This window comes from Paenibacillus contaminans, assembly GCF_003285015.1.
In the GTDB taxonomy this organism is placed as follows: Bacteria; Bacillota; Bacilli; order Paenibacillales; family NBRC-103111; genus Paenibacillus_V; species Paenibacillus_V contaminans.
This window is the reverse complement of sequence record NZ_QMFB01000031.1, coordinates 97,414-113,373: the sequence shown is the minus strand read 5'-3', so window position 1 is coordinate 113,373 and position 15,960 is coordinate 97,414. Positions and strand designations below refer to the sequence as shown.

The 15,960-nt window shown below is 55.7% G+C and carries 12 protein-coding genes; 11 read left to right on the top strand and 1 reads right to left on the bottom strand.

Going from position 1 to position 15,960, the window contains the following annotated elements; translation table 11 throughout:
- On the top strand, positions 1–302 hold a 302-nt coding region (locus DQG23_RS34035; protein ID WP_192894667.1), incomplete at its 5' end, for a transposase.
- Positions 303–532: 230 nt separating this feature from the next.
- Here the strand turns inward: DQG23_RS34035 and DQG23_RS34030 are convergent.
- Positions 533–2,668 (bottom strand): HelD family protein, encoded by a 2,136-nt coding sequence (locus tag DQG23_RS34030; protein WP_113035499.1) that lies wholly within the window; start codon positions 2,666–2,668, stop codon positions 533–535.
- A gap of 480 nt (positions 2,669–3,148) precedes the next feature.
- Between DQG23_RS34030 and DQG23_RS34025 the strand changes: the two genes are divergently transcribed.
- The 10 genes from DQG23_RS34025 (at position 3,149) to DQG23_RS33975 (ending at position 15,842) form a co-directional block, all read left to right on the top strand.
- On the top strand, positions 3,149–4,057 hold the full coding sequence (locus tag DQG23_RS34025; RefSeq protein WP_113035498.1) for a Gfo/Idh/MocA family protein: 909 nt from the start codon (positions 3,149–3,151) through the stop codon (positions 4,055–4,057).
- 145 nt (positions 4,058–4,202) lie between these two features.
- Complete coding sequence (locus DQG23_RS34020) at positions 4,203–5,228, top strand: Gfo/Idh/MocA family protein (RefSeq protein ID WP_113035497.1); 1,026 nt, start codon at positions 4,203–4,205, stop codon at positions 5,226–5,228.
- A gap of 239 nt (positions 5,229–5,467) precedes the next feature.
- Complete coding sequence (locus DQG23_RS34015) at positions 5,468–6,754, top strand: enolase C-terminal domain-like protein (protein WP_113035496.1); 1,287 nt, start codon at positions 5,468–5,470, stop codon at positions 6,752–6,754.
- A gap of 105 nt (positions 6,755–6,859) precedes the next feature.
- A complete protein-coding gene (locus DQG23_RS34010; RefSeq protein WP_113035495.1) occupies positions 6,860–8,152 on the top strand; it encodes an enolase-like domain-containing protein in 1,293 nt (430 codons plus the stop codon).
- Positions 8,149–9,027 carry a helix-turn-helix transcriptional regulator gene (locus tag DQG23_RS34005; RefSeq protein WP_113035494.1) on the top strand — a complete coding sequence of 293 codons (879 nt, stop codon included), beginning with the start codon at positions 8,149–8,151 and terminating at the stop codon, positions 9,025–9,027. Before DQG23_RS34010 ends, DQG23_RS34005 begins: the two co-directional genes overlap by 4 nt.
- Before the next feature lie 161 nt (positions 9,028–9,188).
- A complete protein-coding gene (locus DQG23_RS34000) occupies positions 9,189–10,826 on the top strand; it encodes a plastocyanin/azurin family copper-binding protein (RefSeq protein ID WP_158560838.1) in 1,638 nt (545 codons plus the stop codon).
- 851 nt (positions 10,827–11,677) lie between these two features.
- Entirely contained in the window at positions 11,678–12,322 is a 645-nt protein-coding gene (locus tag DQG23_RS33995; protein ID WP_192894666.1) for an RNA polymerase sigma factor, read from the top strand.
- Between the two features lie 8 nt (positions 12,323–12,330).
- Complete coding sequence (locus DQG23_RS33990) at positions 12,331–13,113, top strand: anti-sigma factor (RefSeq protein ID WP_158560839.1); 783 nt, start codon at positions 12,331–12,333, stop codon at positions 13,111–13,113.
- A 620-nt stretch (positions 13,114–13,733) separates the two neighbouring features.
- The gene (locus tag DQG23_RS33980) at positions 13,734–14,132 is read left to right on the top strand and encodes a DUF2203 domain-containing protein (RefSeq protein WP_113035489.1); all 399 of its coding nucleotides are present in this window, start codon (positions 13,734–13,736) and stop codon (positions 14,130–14,132) included.
- Positions 14,133–14,210: 78 nt separating this feature from the next.
- The gene (locus DQG23_RS33975; protein WP_146762439.1) at positions 14,211–15,842 is read left to right on the top strand and encodes a copper resistance CopC/CopD family protein; all 1,632 of its coding nucleotides are present in this window, start codon (positions 14,211–14,213) and stop codon (positions 15,840–15,842) included.
- The last annotated feature ends 118 nt before the right edge of the window (positions 15,843–15,960 follow it).

Sequence of the window (15,960 nt, the reverse complement as noted above, 5' to 3'; positions counted from 1 at the left end):
TTGATGTGAAGAAATGCAAGGTTTGTCCGTTTAAAGAAGGATGCTATAAAGGTGGTGCAAGTAAGTCATATGCGGTGACGATAAAATCCAGTGAGCACTCAGAACAGGCCAAATTCCAGGTCAGTGAGTACTTCAAAGAGAAAGCAAAAGAACGATACAAGATCGAAGCGAAGAATAGTGAACTTAAAAATCGACACGGGTACGATGTAGCCACATCCTCGGGTCTGTTAGGTATGCAGATCCAAGGAGCAATGACAATATTCGCGGTGAATCTGAAGCGAATATTGAAACTGAATGACTAACAAATAACCACGAAACCCTATAAAAAATGCGACATCCACCGAGAAATTTGGAGGAGTGTCGCATTTTTTGTACCCGCTACTGGAACTCACTGAAAAATCATTAGTTTGTCAGTGGCCTCCTTTAGCTGTGGTTTTGGAAGCTTATTTGCGTATAGTTTGGGACGTCCCGCCCCGCTCTGACCTTCTGGGGCAGCCTCGATTTACCGTCGAGCTTTAGACGGGCCGACGCGTTATTCCTGGTCGAGCTCCAGCAGTGGCGACGGCTCGCCGCTGTAAAGCAGCGAGAGCCGGTGCAGCGCGCGCGTGCAGGCGACATACAGCAGCTTGGCGTCCAAAGCGCTCGCTTCGTAGTTTTTGTCGTCGGCGTCGGCGATCAGCACGGCGTCGAATTCGAGCCCCTTGGCTAAGTAAGCCGGAAGCACGGAAACGCCGCCTCTGTATTCCCGCTGACGCGCGTCGATAAGCGTAGCCGCGATGCCGGATGCTTCAAGCAGCTTATGCAGGCCAGCGCAAATTTCCTCCGTGCGGCCGATAACGGCTACCGTGCTGGCGCTGCCTTCCGTCAGCTCGCGCACCTCTTCGACAATTATGCGGTCTCTGTCCTTCGGATCGACGGAGGCTACGCTTACTTTGTCGCCGCTGCGAAAAACGGGAACGGCAAGCGGCAGCGTCTCGCCGCTGCGCGATAAGACGCCGTTGGCGAAGCGGATAATTTCCATCGTCGAGCGATAGCTTCTCTCGAGCTGGAAATACCCCGATTGTCCGCTATCGAACAAGCCGAGAAATTCATCCCATTTCCAGATGCCCTGGTAGGCGTGAATGCCTTGCGCCAAATCGCCAAGAATCGTGAACGAGCCGCCTTTCGTTTGCCGGCTCAGGAGGGCGATTTGGAACGGAGAAAAATCTTGCGCCTCGTCGACGACGACGTGATCAAACATGCCGCCGTCCACCCCGGCCAGCTTGCTTCGAATGAGCAGAAGCGGGGCCAGGTCTTCGGGCTGCACTTCTTTCTTCTTCCATATAGGTTCGGTTGCGGCGATAACCTCGCTCGGGATATGCAAGGGCTGTTCGCCGGACGCCGATGCGCCGCCGTTAGCGGCTTCTTCGAACATTTGCTTATAGAGCGCAAATGGCGTCGGTGCCGGCCAGCCTTTGAGAAACGTCTTCAGCCGCTGTCCCGCTTTTTTCTTCTGTTCCTTACGCCGCTTCGGATCGCCGATTTTGTCGAGCTCCATTCCTAGCCAGCGCTCGATTCGGGCTACGGTTCGCTCCCGCCTCTTGAGAAGCGGATAATGCTTGTACTCGACATAAAACCACTCGTGAATACGCTGCGATGCGAGCGTACGGCCTTCCCACGGCTCGAAATCGGCCTGCGGAACGAATGTCCGCTCGTAGGCTTCAACCCATGCTTCGATCATGCGCAGGTACCCGATCGAGCCTTTAAAGCGTCCGGGCGTTTCATCGGATAAGACGGGGCGTTTCGGCCCCACGGCAAACCAGCGGCGAAGCGTGGCGGAAGGGTCGGCAAGCTTGACTTCCTGCTCGAGCAGCTCAAGCGCCCAATCGGCGAATGTCGTCTGCTGGATATTGCCGACCCCGAGCTCCGGAAGAACGCCGGAGATGTAATCGAGAAACATGGAGTTTGGCGCGAAAATGATCATATTTTCCGCTTTGACATTATCGCGGTATTGATACAGCAGGAACGCCAGCCGGTGCAGGGCGACCGTCGTTTTGCCGCTGCCTGCGACGCCTTGGATGACGAGCGCGGTGTTCTTGGCGGCGCGTATGATTTGATCCTGCTCGGCTTGGATCGTCGATACGATGTCGCGCAGCCGGTTGTCTTTGTTCTCGCCGAGCCGGTAAAGCAGAAACTCGTCGGCGACGGGCAACAAGTCGCTCCCGCGCTCATAGGTGTCGACGACACGCTGCAGCATTTGCTTGCGGATGACCAGGTTCCGCTTTAAGTAGACGAGGCCGTCGATTATTCCTTCCGGCGATTCGTAGGAGGCGGTCAGCTCGCCGCCCGTAAAGGAATAAAACAGGCTGGCGATCGGCGCCCGCCAATCGATGACGAGGGGGGCGTTCGATTTCGGATTTTCTACGCCGGCTTTCCCGATATAGAGCGGCTGCGGTTCCGTGCGCCCCGTTTCCTGAAAATCGAGCCGGCCGAAATACGGCTCGTTGACGGCGACGGCGAGCGTATGCCTCTGCTGCTCGCGCCGTACGTCCAGCGCTTGCTCCGTCAAGTCTTGCCCGAAATAACGGGGGGTGGACCGCAGTTTGGCAAGCTGGGCGTCGATGATGCCCGAGGTTTCCTCGAGCCTGGCCAGCTCCTCCTCAAACGGATTTTGCCGGGTTTGCTCCATGGCGTTAGCCTCCTTTTTTTACGTGCTGTTTATGTTTAGGCTCGCTCGCTTTCGACTTAGCCAAATCGAGCGTTTGCGTGATCGCAATCCGAAACGTCAGAAAGGTTCCTCCGATGATTGTTCCCATTTGTCGCTAAAACGCTGCTGCTCTTAAAGGGAAGAGCAGCCGTTTCTCCTTGTGTATCGCAACGCGCGCTTAATTCCGGCGGGCGCCGGAGCAGGGCATGACGGCAGTCGGGCCGCATGCGATAAGGGTTATATTATAGTGGATGCCGAATGCTTTTTCCAGCCGAACGAATCGTTAAAATCAAATATTCCGGAAGCGTCTCGAAAGGAGGAGTCATTTTCAGATAAATAAAATCGGGAATAAAGCACCCAGAGAGAAGAGTGGGCGGAAAACGTGTGCTATACTTTGGGCAAAGGGAACGTTTGCGGACTTGACCGCGTTGCCCGGACCATATTGCGGAGGGGAATAACCATATGACTAAGCAATTGACAATCGGCCTGATCGGCCTCGATACGTCTCACGTTACCGCGTTTACCGAATTGTTGAACAATCCAGAAAATCAGTACCATGTTGCAGGCGGCAAAGTTATCGCAGCATTCCCGGGCGGCTCGGCCGATATCGAAATGAGCCATTCGCGCGTGCCGGGCTTTACGAACGATCTTCGCGACAAATACGGCGTGCAAATTTTGGATTCGGTGGAAGCGGTTGCCGAAGCGGTTGACGCGATCATGATCGAGGCTGTAGACGGCCGGACGCATATCGATTATTTCCGGCGCGTGGCGCCATACGGCAAGCCTGTATTTATCGACAAGCCGATGACGGTAAGCTCGAGCGAAGCGCTTGAAATCGCAGAGCTGGCCCAAAAATACAACATCCCGGTTATGAGCGCTTCGTCACTCCGTTACTCCGAGACGCTCACGCAGGCGATCGCAAACAGCGAGAAAGGCGCGATTCTTGGTGCGGACGTATATTCGCCGATGGCTCTCGAGCCGACAAACCCCGGCTACTACTGGTACGGCATCCATTCCGTCGAGATGGCGTTCACCATTCTCGGACCTGGCTGCGAACACGTGACGGCTTCGGTCAGCGAAGATTTCGATGTTGCGGTTGGCGTGTGGAAGGACGGCAGAATCGGAGTCGTACGCGGAAACCGTAAAGGAAATCACGGCTACGGCGCCCTCATTCATCACGAGCAAGGGCCGCAAGAAGTAATCGCATACGGACCGGGAATCAAGCCTATGTACGCAAGCATGCTGGAAGCCGTTATCGGCATGTTCCAAACCGGCCAATCGCCGCTGCCGCTGGAGCAGTCCGTCGAGATCATGCGCTTCATGGAAGCGGCCAACGAAAGCCGCGAAACGGGCAAACGCGTATACCTGTAAGGCAGAAGGCAAGTACCCTGTTTTCACTTAGCTAAAGATTTTCAGCGAAGCTTCCTAATGAAACGGTGAACGCCGCTTTTAGAAATCTGCAGCTGTAGTGCGGACGGGTGCTTGTAATGATCAGCTTGATTATGGAGGAGCGCTCGTGGACAAAAAATTGCGGTTCGGAATATTAGGAGCCGGAGTCGTCGCCCAGTTTCACGCCCGGGCAATCAAGCTAAGCGACCGTGCCGAGCTTGCCGCCGTTTGTTCTTCCCAGCTCGATAAGGCGCGGGAATTTGCCGGGCAGTTCGGCGCGGAGCAGGCATACGACGATTACGCGCAAATGCTGAGCAAGGACGATATCGACATCATCTGCATTTGTACGCCAAGCGGTGTGCATGCCGAAGCCGGCATAGCGGCCGCGAAAGCGGGGAAGCATGTGCTGGTCGAGAAACCCCTCGATATTACGCTGGACAAAATCGACGCTTTAATCGATGCATGTGCCGCTAATGGCGTAAAGCTCGGCGTTATCCACCAAAGACGCACGATGCCTGCAGCCGTCGAGGCCCGCAAGGCGATTGCAGCCGGCAAGCTCGGCAAAATGGTGCTCGGCGACGCGTATCTGAAATATTACAGAAGCCCCGAGTACTACAAGAGCTCGACTTGGCGAGGGACTTGGGAGATGGATGGCGGCGGGGCGCTGATGAATCAGGGCATCCACGGCATCGATCTGCTGCAATGGATGATGGGCGGCGTCAAGTCGGTATTCGCCTATGCGGCACCGCTTGCCCGCGATATCGAAGTGGAAGACACCGCGGTTGCGGTCGTTCGCTTCCATAACGGCGCATTCGGCGTCATTCAAGGAACGACTTCCGTATACCCGGGCCAAGAAGCGCGTTTCGAGCTTCACGGGGAAAGCGGTACGATTTCGTTCGGCGACAGCGGCATTCAACAATGGGTGCTCGCTGACGGGAACGAGGAAAAGCCGGAGGTAGCGGAGGCACCTTCGTCCAGCAGCGATCCCGCCAACATTTCGATAGCGGGACACTCGATCCAGATCGAGGATATGATCGATGCCGTAACCGAAGGCCGCGAGCCGATGGTAAACGGCGCCGAAGCGCGGGCGGCTGTGCAGCTGGTTCTGGCCATTTACGAATCGGCCAAAACCGGCAAAGAGATTTTTCTCTAAACGCAAGCAGGTTATGACCGGCAAAATCAAAACCGGCGACGCGCAGCATATGCACGAACATAAAAGGATGGCGGGTATTCCCAGACTGGGATACCCCGATCATCCTTTTGTTCTTTGGAAATAGTGGACTTTCAAGGTTTTATTTATAGCAAAAACAAAAGACAAATAGCACCTTGAAAATCCTCTATTCATCAAGTGAGGCAATTTTATCTCAAAAATGATTCGTAGGAGTGTTGTGAATGATTACGATTAAAGAAACGGCCCAGGCTGTCGAGAAAGAACCGCTTCTCGCGCCGTTCGGTTTTAAGGGCGGCTATTTGACCGAGCTTTGGCAGTCGGTAGTCCGGCTTACCGGAGCGTCCGGCAAGCAAGGGATCGGTCTTGGCGTGCAGAGCATCCTTTGGTCCGACCCGGCCATCTTCACGGCAAGCGGCGAAGAAACGGGAAACCGGTATATGCAGCAGATTGTGCAGTATGCGCTGGAGGAAGCGAAGAAGGAAAGCTTCTCGACGCCGTTCGAGCTGCTTGACGCCCTGCTGCCGAAAGCTTACGCGTTCGGGAAGCAGCTGACGGGCAACAACGGGCTCAGGTTAACGTTCGTGCTGAATGCGCTTGTAGCGGTCGACCATGCGGCATGGCTGCTGTATGCGAATGAAACCGGCGCGGCAAGCTTCGACGAAATGCTGCCCGCCGCTTACCGTAAACCGTTGTCGCATCGGCATTCCGGCGTAGCGGAGGTACCGGTCGTCGCTTACGGAACCAGTGAGGAGGAGCTGGTGCGTATGCTCGATGCCGGGAGCTTCGTGCTGAAGATCAAAATCGGCGCGGACCCGGACAAAGACGGCGATCAGAACAAAATGCTCGAATGGGATAAGCAGCAGCTTTCCAAAGTACACAGGATTGCAAAAGAGCGCACCAGCCCTTATACGGCAAACGGGCGCATCGCCTACTATTTGGACGCCAATGGGCGCTACGACGGCCTTGACCGCGTGCAAAGGCTGCTCGAGCATGCGGATGCGATCGGCGCCTTGGAGCAAATCGTGCTGTTCGAGGAACCGTTCGCAGAGGATAACAAAATCGATGTCAGCAGCCTTCCTGTAGCCATTGTCGGCGACGAGAGCGTGCATAACGAGTTTGATGCGGTCGAGAGGATCGAGCTCGGCTACCGGGCGATGGCGCTGAAGCCGATCGCGAAGACGATGAGCATGAGCCTCAAGGTCGCCAAAATCGCCGAAGAACGCGGCATACCGTGCTTTTGCGCGGATTTGACGGTTAATCCGTTTATGGTGGACTGGAACAAAAACGTCGCGGCCCGTCTCGCACCGCTTCCTGGCTTATCGATCGGGCTGCTCGAAACGAACGGCCGGCAAAATTACCGGAACTGGGACGCGATGCAAGCTTATCATCCGCTCGCCGGCGCTCCATGGACGCGTATGGAAGGCGGAATATTCCGTCTGAACGACGAGTTCTACGCGCAAAGCGGCGGCGTGTTCGAAAAAAGCGGCCATTACGCATCGCTGGTATAGCCAATCCAACCACGTCCCAAGCGATGCGTCATGCGAAGCTTGGGATTTCATTTTATTGAAAGACACGCAGGGAAGCTGCCGAACTAGGGGGAGGATGGAATACCGATGATAACGATCCGACAAACGTCTGCGGCAATCGAAAGGGAGCTGCTTTCTTCTCCTCTAGGCTTCAAGGGCGCGTATTTGACCGAGGTATGGCAGACGATCGTCCGTTTGGAGGGGGCGAGCGGGGCATCCGGCACCGGTCTTGGCGTACAAAGCATATTGTGGTCGGACCCCGGCGTTTTTGCCAAATTCAGCGAGCTGCACGGCAACACGATCATGCATCAGTTGACGCGCCATGCGGTACAACTGATTAAGGAAGCGCCTTTCGGCTCGCCGCTCGAGCTGATGGAGAAACTGTTTCCAGCCGCCTTCGAGTACGGTAAAAAGCTGCTCGACGACGGGCTGAAGCCTGCATTCGTACTGAACGCGCTGGCGCCGGTCGACCATGCGGCCTGGCTGTTGTACGCCGCGGAGCGCAAGCTTTCATCCTTCGACGAGCTGCTGCCTGAAGTTGTCCGTCAGCAGCTGAACAGCCGGCACCATGCGCTCGCAAGCGTACCGCTCATTTCGTACGGGATGACGGAGACGGCTATCCAGGAGCTTGTCGAGGAAGGACATTTCGTATTAAAAGTAAAGCTGGGTTATGACCCGAATCAAGACGGAGATCCGGACAAAATGCTCGATTGGGACAAACGCCGGCTGTCCGTCGTTCACCGTCTGGCGCGCGAGCGGGAATGCGCATACACGCATAATGGGCGTATCGCATACGTTCTTGACGCGAACGGACGGTATGACGGAAGGGAACGGCTCATGCGGCTGTTCGAGCACGCGGAGCGAATCGGCGCGCTGGACCGCATTTTGCTGTTTGAAGAGCCGTTTGCCCCCGATTGCTTTGAAGCGGTAGGGGATATGCCGGTGCGTATGGCCGCCGACGAAAGCGTCCATAACGAACGCGATGCGCTGGAGCGGCTCGAGCTCGGCTATTCGGCGATTGCGCTGCAGCCGGCCGCGAAGACGATGAGCGTATGTTTGAACATAGCGAAGGCAACGCTCGAACGAGGCGCTTCCTGTTATTGCAGCGATTTGACGGCAAATCCGTTTATGATCGAATGGAGCAAAAACCTGGCGTCCCGTCTCGCGCCGCTGCCGGGCATGAGCGTCGGCATACTGGAATCGAACGGCGCCCAGAACTATGTGCAGTGGGAGAAAATGCGCGGTTATCATCCCCGTTTCGGCGCTTCATGGACGGAAAGCGCGAACGGCTTGTTCCGGCTCGATGAGACGTTTTATGCGGTGAGCGGGGGGATTTTCGATCGCAGCGAGCATTACGAAAGGGCGGCAGCGGGACGATGAGCGAACGGAGGGAGCGAATGGCCTCTTACGATATTTTCTCGCAATGGGATTACAGGATCGCGCTGGACCCGAAGCCGGCGGCTGCCGGCGCCAAGCAGGGGCCGATGTACGCCGCTCCGGCGGAGCCGGGCGGGTGCGCTATCGTTTATGTGCATGCGGGCAAGTGTCTGTATGCGGAAAGCAAGGAGCAAGGCGAGCTGGAAGCGGGATCGCTGCTTCTGTCATCCGGCGGGTTCATAGACGTCACGGCGGCCGATGAGCGATGTATCGTTACGGGGATAAGGTTCGATCCGTCAATGCTGCAGCCGCTGCTTAAGCCGTTCAGTCCTGTTCGCGTGCTTCAGCCGTTCGAGGAATTGGCGGTTTGGAAGCAGCCGCTTGCGGAAGCCGAACGGTCGGAAATGGACCTGCTGTTTGAGAGGCTGGAACGGTTTTACGGACTGGACGAGCCGTTGTCGCAAGGAAGGCTGCGAGCGGCGGCAGTCGATTTGCTGCTTTTCATATGCGGACAATGCCAGGAAAAGCTGCTTGAAAGAAAAAAGCCGCCGACCGAGAAGGAGAAGGTTGTCCGCGAAATCATCACGTTCATCGAAAGCCGGTATATGGACGATTTATCGATGGAGCAGCTGGAAGCGCACATACATTTGAGCAAGTATTATATGATGAAGCTGTTCAAGGAGTTGACCGGGATGACGATCTTCCATTATTTGAACCATTTCCGGATCAACCAGGCCAAGGTGCTGATCTACGTAAACAAAGAGCTGTCGATTACGGAGGTCGGTTACCAGGTAGGCTTTAAGCAGCCCTCGCACTTCAGCCGCAATTTCAAAGAGATCGTGGGTTTGTCTCCGGAGCAATACAGGCGGATGGTATAACGCCGCGTTTGCCGTTAGCAGGGACGGACTCGCCCCCCTTTTGTTTAGCGATTCGTAAAAATATTTTTGCTTTCCGTAAAACCGTTTCCCGATTTGCTTCGTTACCTTGGATGCAGGCTGTTTATAGGGCAACGAATACATATCGGGGAGGAATATCGATTATGAAGAAGCGGAATCGAATGGCGGCTATGCTGCTGACAAGCGCGCTTATGCTGGGCTCTGCCGTTCCGGTTTGGGCGGAGGAGGCTCACACCGGGGCAGCGGAGGCGACGGCAACCGCCGCAAATGTAAAGACGGATGTGCAGATCGTAACGGAGCTGGGTGTTCTGCAAGGAGACGGTAGCGGGGTGACCGACAGCTACTTGGCCAAGCCGACGACTCGTTTGCAAGCGGCTATTTTGTTTTTGCGTCTGAACGGACTTGAAGCGGCGGCTCTGGCTTACAAGGGAACGGACAACTTTGGGGACGCGGGAGCCGTGAACGAGTCCAATCAGGCGATATTGGCCTATTTGAAGGCAAATCCGCAGCTTGGCTGGACGGGAACGGGCGATAACAAGTTCGAGCCTGCCGGGCCGATTATGGATCAGCAATACTATAAGGTGCTGCTGGAGTCGCTCGGTCAGAAGCAGGATACCGATTTCAAATACGATGAGACGATTGCCTTCGCGAAAAATCAAGGGCTGTCCCAAATCGCCGGTGCAGGCGCGCTCCGCAACCGGCATATCGCCGCAGCTACAGCGGAAGCGCTCAAGCTGAACGTCAAAGGCGGCGGCAAAACGCTGATCGATACGCTGGTCGAGCAAAAAGTCGTCGATGCCGGCAAAGCGTCAGCAGCAGGCTATGCTTCGATCCGTTTGGCGCATGATATGACGCTTGGCCCCTATTTGACCGACCAAGCGGGCATGACGCTGTACTATTTTACAAAGGACTCGGAAAATACGAGCGCTTGCGCCGATCAGTGCGCGGTCAACTGGCCGGTTTATTATGCGGAAAACATTCAAATTCCGAGCGAGCTGAACGCCGCCGACTTCCAAACGATCGTACGCGCCGACGGCAAGAAGCAAACGACTTACAGAGGTATGCCGCTTTATTACTTCTTCAAAGACGCCAAGGCGGGAGACGTGAACGGTCAAGGCGTCAACAATGTCTGGTACGTCGTTTATCATGCGGCCGTTTCCGTAACCGAGAAGGACGGATTAGGCAAAATTTTAGTCGACTCCAACGGCAAAACGCTGTACATGTTCACCAAGGATAGCAAGGATACAAGCGTGTGCAAAGACGCTTGCGAGACGAATTGGCCGATCTTTTACACGGAGCATGCGGCGGATGCAACCGATTTGAAGGCGGCCGATTTCGGCACGATCGTGCGTTATGACGGGACGAAGCAAACGACCTATAAAGGGATGCCGCTTTATTACTTCTTCAAGGATACGAAAGCGGGAGACGCGAACGGTCAAGGCGTCAATAACGTTTGGTTCGTCATCGATCCGACAGCGGGCAAAGAGCCGGCTCCGCAGCAGACGGCTAAAACATATGCCGTAGAGATGGCGAACTTCGCTTTCTCTCAAGAAATATTGACAGTCGAGGCGGGCTCGACAATTACGTTCACCAATAAAGACAGTGGAGCCGAGCACAATGCCGTATCCGACATGCTCGATGCCGACGGCAAGCCGGTTTTTGCCACCAAGCTGCTGGCCGCAGGCGAATCGGCGTCCATTACGCTCGACAAGCCGGGCGAGTACACATACTACTGCGAGCCGCACAAGGGCTTTATGAAGGCGACGATCATCGTCAAATAACGATTTGCTTCTGCTGCCGCTCTCCCAGCGGCAGCTTCCATCCCGTTAAGCCGGACCTAGCCGGTTTGACGGGGATTTTTGTTTTATTCGGCAAATGTCAGGGAAATGGTTCGCCATCGATAAGGCAACCAGCAGGTTGACCGCCGCCTATGATATTTAGGTTTACTGCCCGACTTGTGGTGAAGAGCACGCGGTCAAACGGCGGATTCGTAGGATGCATACAAGCACCCAAACCTTTTACGGTCAGCCTGCCGGTACCTTGAGCACATCTTAACTAATGTTTGCCGCCCACACATGTCATGAAAGTGCCGTCCACAAACCGATGGTTCTTATGAGGCACAATAGCACCCCAGCCTTGCAATTGATGCGGCCAAGGTATTGGTAAGGTATCCTCGCTATCTCTCGAAAAAAACATGTTCTGGAGACATTGATGAGGAAAAAGTTACTATTCGTTTTGGAAGCCTCACTATTTCTAGCCGATACCTGTTTTCTGGTGAGAGAATGAGGCAAAGTTTGCTATTAGTGAAGCAAACGAGATTGATAGTGGCGTTTGCCTCATTATCGGGCGAGAACGAGCATTTTACCGGTGGAATAGTGAGGACAGCCTCATGAACAATAAGGTTTTCTCCATTAAGTACAGAGGACCGTGCATAACCATTACGATATCCATGTTTGCTTTCGTAACCGTGTCCCATGCCCGATAGTGGGGACTACATTTACAAATGAGCCGCAAAACGTGGCGGGGCCGGATCTATCTGACCGCTTTTCTTGCCGCCCAGCGCGTGACTCCCGGTTTTAGCCAGGGGACGGAATAAAGAAAATCCTTGCGGAAAGGAGTGCGATATAAGAAGATGACGGTAGTTCGTTTGCCCGCTCCGGGCCTGGACGATAATAGGGGTTATAAACCCGTGGGGAGTGCCGATCGCGTGCAGGATGTTTCGGATGAGCAATTGATGCGGATGATTGGGGACAAGCAAAGCGAAGCGCTGCGGGTGCTGTATGACCGCTATGTGCGTCTCGTCTATTCGTTTGCGTGGAAAGCCAAAAGCGACCCGCAGTTTGCAAGCGATGTAGTGCAGCTTGTGTTTACGAAGCTGTGGACCTCGGATAAAGGCTATGACAGCGCAAAGGGACAGTTCGTCAGCTGGCTGCTGACGGTAACCCGCCATGTTGCGATCGATCAGCTCCGCAAAGAGCGAAGGCAGGAAGCGCTGGTTCCGCTTGACGATTTTACCGTTCCGGCTGATGAGAGCGGCGGTTTTTCCGATCGCACGCAGGACATCGTAACGCGGCGGCTGCTGAAAAATCAAATCGAGGAGGCGTCCCGCCAACTGTCGGATAGCCAGGCGCGCCTCATTCGCGAGTTGTACTGGGAAGGATATACGCTTACGGAAATCGCGGAACGCAACAGCGAACCCGTCGGTACGGTGAAAAGCCGGCTGCACCAATCGCTTAAGCGGCTGCGCGAATATATGAAATCATGGAGAGAGGAGTGAGCGCGAAGATGTCTAGGCAACCGAACCCGTGCGAGCGGTTGATACCGTATTTATTGCAGGAGCTGCCGCCGGAAGAAGCGGACGTTTTTGCCGCTCATTTGGAGGAATGCGAGGCGTGCGGGAAGGAGTATACGGAGCTTCGGGAAACATGGGAGATGCTGCCCTTCGCGGCGGAAGAGGTCGACATGCCGGAGGATCGCAAGGAGCAGGTTTTCGCTGCTATTTTGAATGGAACAAATCAGGCTGGCGTCATCCCGGCAGATGCTGAGGAAATGGGAATAGCAAAAGGACTCGTTTCCAATCCGAATGAAAAGGTGCGCCCCTCCAAAAGAAGAACGTTCGGATATGCCGCGGCGGCAGTCGTTTGTTTGGCTGCGGGAGCTATTGCGGCATGGGGATGGACGGCGAGCCGCGGCAGCGAAACGACAATTGCCGACGAGAGGCTTCAACCGCCGGCGCAAGTCGTCAAGCAGCTTTCGCTGAAGGCGTTCGACAAATCGATGCCGGAGGCGAACGGCACCGGATGGCTGACGCGGCAAGGAAACAGCGAGCGTCTGACTTTGCAGCTGAACGGGCTGGCCTTGACCAGCGGCGAGGAAGCGTACCAAGTATGGCTTATCAAGGATGGCAAGCGGCATAACGGCGGAACGTTCCGGGTGGACGACCAGGGACGAGGCGTTCTGACGCTCGAGCTAAGGCCCGACGAAACGGCGTTCGAAGCCGTCGGCATTACGCTAGAGCCGGATGCAGGGGGGACGCAGCCGAGGGGCAAAAAGGTGCTCGGTACATAGCCGAGCGCGCTAGCCCGATTTTGCGCCGTGCGGCGGTGCGATAACGGCCGGCCGCCGACCGCAGGAAGCGCGCGCTCCCGTAAGCGCTGAGCTTCTCCGAGGCGCCGTGCGCCGGATTTGCGCCGTCGATCGGAGCATCCGCCGATCGGCGGTGCTTAACGGCCTGGCAGCCGACCGCAGAAGCGCACCTCGTAAGCGCTGAGCTTCTCCGCGGCTCCGTGTGGCCGGATTTGCGCCGTCACACGGAGCATCCGCCGTGCGGCGGTGCGATAACGGTCGGCCGCCGCCCGCAGGAAGCGCGCGCTCCCGTAAGCGCTGAGCTTCTCCGAGGCGTCGTGCGCAGGATTTGCGCCGCCTCGCGGGGCATCCGCCGATCGGCGGTGCTTAACGGCCGGGCAGCCGACCGCAGAAGCGCACCTCGTAAGCGCTGAGCTTCTCCGCAGCGCCGAATTGCCGCTTTTTACGCGAAGTTCGCGCATCGTTCACCTCTTGTTCACCATTCCGGTCGGCAAAACGTGGTTTTTATATTGACTTTCTAGTAAACTGGTCTGGAAGCCGGAAGAATCAAGAATTCGCTCTCCTGCTTATTAATTCCGTGTAAATTGGGGGAAATTCGCTCGATGAAAAAGCATTTTACGGTGCAGGAGGCGAACGCGCTGCTGCCGGTAATCCGGACGGAGCTGGAAGCTTTGCAGGATACGGTCCGCAATATGGAAGATAAGGTCGCCGAGCTGCGGCTGCGCAAATTCGTATCTTCTGCAGGCGATGCCGATTTGGGAAACGATCCTTTTTTTGAGCTGGAATGCGAAATCGAATTTCTGCAAATTGAAGCGCATACGCAAATAAAAGGCATCCATATGAAAGGCGCGCAGCTGAAGGATATCGAAAACGGGCTTGTCGATTTCCCCGCCGTGCTTGACGGGCAGGATGTGCTGCTCTGCTGGCGGCAGGGCGAGGAGCGCATTATGTTTTACCACGGGATGGAGGAAGGGTTCCGGGGGAGAAAACCGCTCGGATAGGCGGACGCGAACGATAAATAGCGATAGTGGCTGTTATGTTTGCTTCCGTTATATTTTTTGAGGAAGAAGGGATCCTTGTTGTTCTATTTTAGGATACCGGCGAATCGGACGCGGATTGTGAAGCTGATATTGCCGGTTTTCATTTTGCTGGCTGCTCTGCTGGCCGTTCCGTCAACGGCGTTCGGCCACGCCTCGCTCATCCAGTCGGTGCCCGAGCCGAACAGCCAGATGGATACGCCGCCGCGGCAAATCGCGCTTACGTTTAACGAACGAATCGAAGAAAAGCTGTTTTATATTAAAGTGATCGATGAAATCGGACGGCAAGCGACTTCGGATAAAGCGAAGCTGAATGCGGATCGTACCGGCTTGACGCTCGATCTGCCCGAGCTTCCGAAGGGAGCGTACGTCGTTACGTATCACGTCATTTCGGCGGATGGACATCCCGTTGACGGAAGCTACGTCATTACGGTAGGACCGCCGCGGAATACGACGGCTTCGATCGGGAGCGAGCATGAGCACAGCTTGTCATGGAATATGGGCTTTGCGGATTTGCTGAAATACGCGTCGAGGATCGCTTCGTATTTTGCCTTGCTGGCTTTGACGGGCTGGGTTGCCTGGTCTTCGCTGCAGTCCGGGCAATCGGGAGAGACGAGAAACCGGTTCAAGGGCTGGGCGATCGGGCTGCAGCGGGCATATGTCATCACACTACTGCTGGTCATTTATACGCATTACTCGGAATTGCTCGGAGAAGGCGGAGCGGCGGAGCTTGTCGGCTTGTTCACCGGCACGAGCATCGGCTTGTCGTGGATTGCCTCGCTGCTTCTGGCGCTTGCCGCGTTTGTGGTGCTACGGCGCAACCGCATCGTCGATTTGGTTTGGGTCGGCGCGCTGCTTGCAGCCAAAAGCGTAAACGGGCATGCGATGGCATTCGAGCCGAGATTCGCCGCTTTGCTGCTCGATTGGATTCATTTGGCGGGCGCTGCGCTTTGGGTCGGCGGCCTGCTGATGATCGTCGTTTTCTGGCGGACCTCGGACGTCCGAGAGCGGCTCCTGCCGCGGTTTTCCCGGGCTGCGCTCCTCTCCATCATCGTGCTTTCGCTGACGGGAGCCGCATCGACGCTGATCTACCTGCCGAAGCTCGACTACCTGCTGTATACCCAGTGGGGAACGCTGCTGCTGATCAAAATCGGACTCGTGCTGCTAGTGCTCATTTCGGCCGGCACGATCAGGTTCATGCTCCGCAAACGGCAAAACGCAGGGGCCAACCTCTGGCTTCGCATCGACCTGGGGCTGATGGTTCTGATCGTCGCCACAGTCGGCGTGCTTACGTATGTGGCGCCTGTGCCGCCCAATAAGCCGCTGTCTTATCATGAAATGGGCACGAAGGCGCATTTGACGCTGCGCATCACGCCGAACGCGCCCGGACCGAATACGTTTACGGTCAAAGTATGGCTGCCGGAAAAGCTCGGCAAGCCGAAATACGTCAAGCTCAACATGATCTACAACGACGACAAGTCGATCGCGCCGATCGAAGTGCCGATCGAGACGTACGACGACAAAGAGCTGGACGCTTTTATCGACTATGCGCGCTTCAGCTACAAGGCCGCCGGTCCTTACATGCCGTTCGCCGGAAGCTGGACCGTAGAAGTGCGCATCATGGATCCGAATGACGATGAGATCGTTTATAAGCAAGACATGCGAATATACTGATTCATTTAATGATCCAGTGGGGCTATCCCCAAAAAGAGTTTCTTATAGTAACTGGAAAATCTGCATCTATTATTCTGCTTTCACGGCTTCTGAACGAACTAGATGGAAAAACTGCAGT

Bases quoted from the DNA above. Each gene is read 5' to 3' on its own strand.
- DQG23_RS34025 (WP_113035498.1), top strand. From the start codon at position 3,149: ATGACTAAGCAATTGACAATCGGCCTGATCGGCCTCGATACGTCTCAC.
- DQG23_RS33980 (WP_113035489.1), top strand. From the start codon at position 13,734: ATGAAAAAGCATTTTACGGTGCAGGAGGCGAACGCGCTGCTGCCGGTA.
- DQG23_RS34005 (WP_113035494.1), top strand. From the start codon at position 8,149: ATGAGCGAACGGAGGGAGCGAATGGCCTCTTACGATATTTTCTCGCAA.
- DQG23_RS34010 (WP_113035495.1), top strand. From the start codon at position 6,860: ATGATAACGATCCGACAAACGTCTGCGGCAATCGAAAGGGAGCTGCTT.
- DQG23_RS34015 (WP_113035496.1), top strand. From the start codon at position 5,468: ATGATTACGATTAAAGAAACGGCCCAGGCTGTCGAGAAAGAACCGCTT.
- DQG23_RS33990 (WP_158560839.1), top strand. From the start codon at position 12,331: ATGTCTAGGCAACCGAACCCGTGCGAGCGGTTGATACCGTATTTATTG.
- DQG23_RS33995 (WP_192894666.1), top strand. From the start codon at position 11,678: ATGACGGTAGTTCGTTTGCCCGCTCCGGGCCTGGACGATAATAGGGGT.
- DQG23_RS34000 (WP_158560838.1), top strand. From the start codon at position 9,189: ATGAAGAAGCGGAATCGAATGGCGGCTATGCTGCTGACAAGCGCGCTT.
- DQG23_RS34030 (WP_113035499.1), bottom strand. From the start codon at position 2,668: ATGGAGCAAACCCGGCAAAATCCGTTTGAGGAGGAGCTGGCCAGGCTC.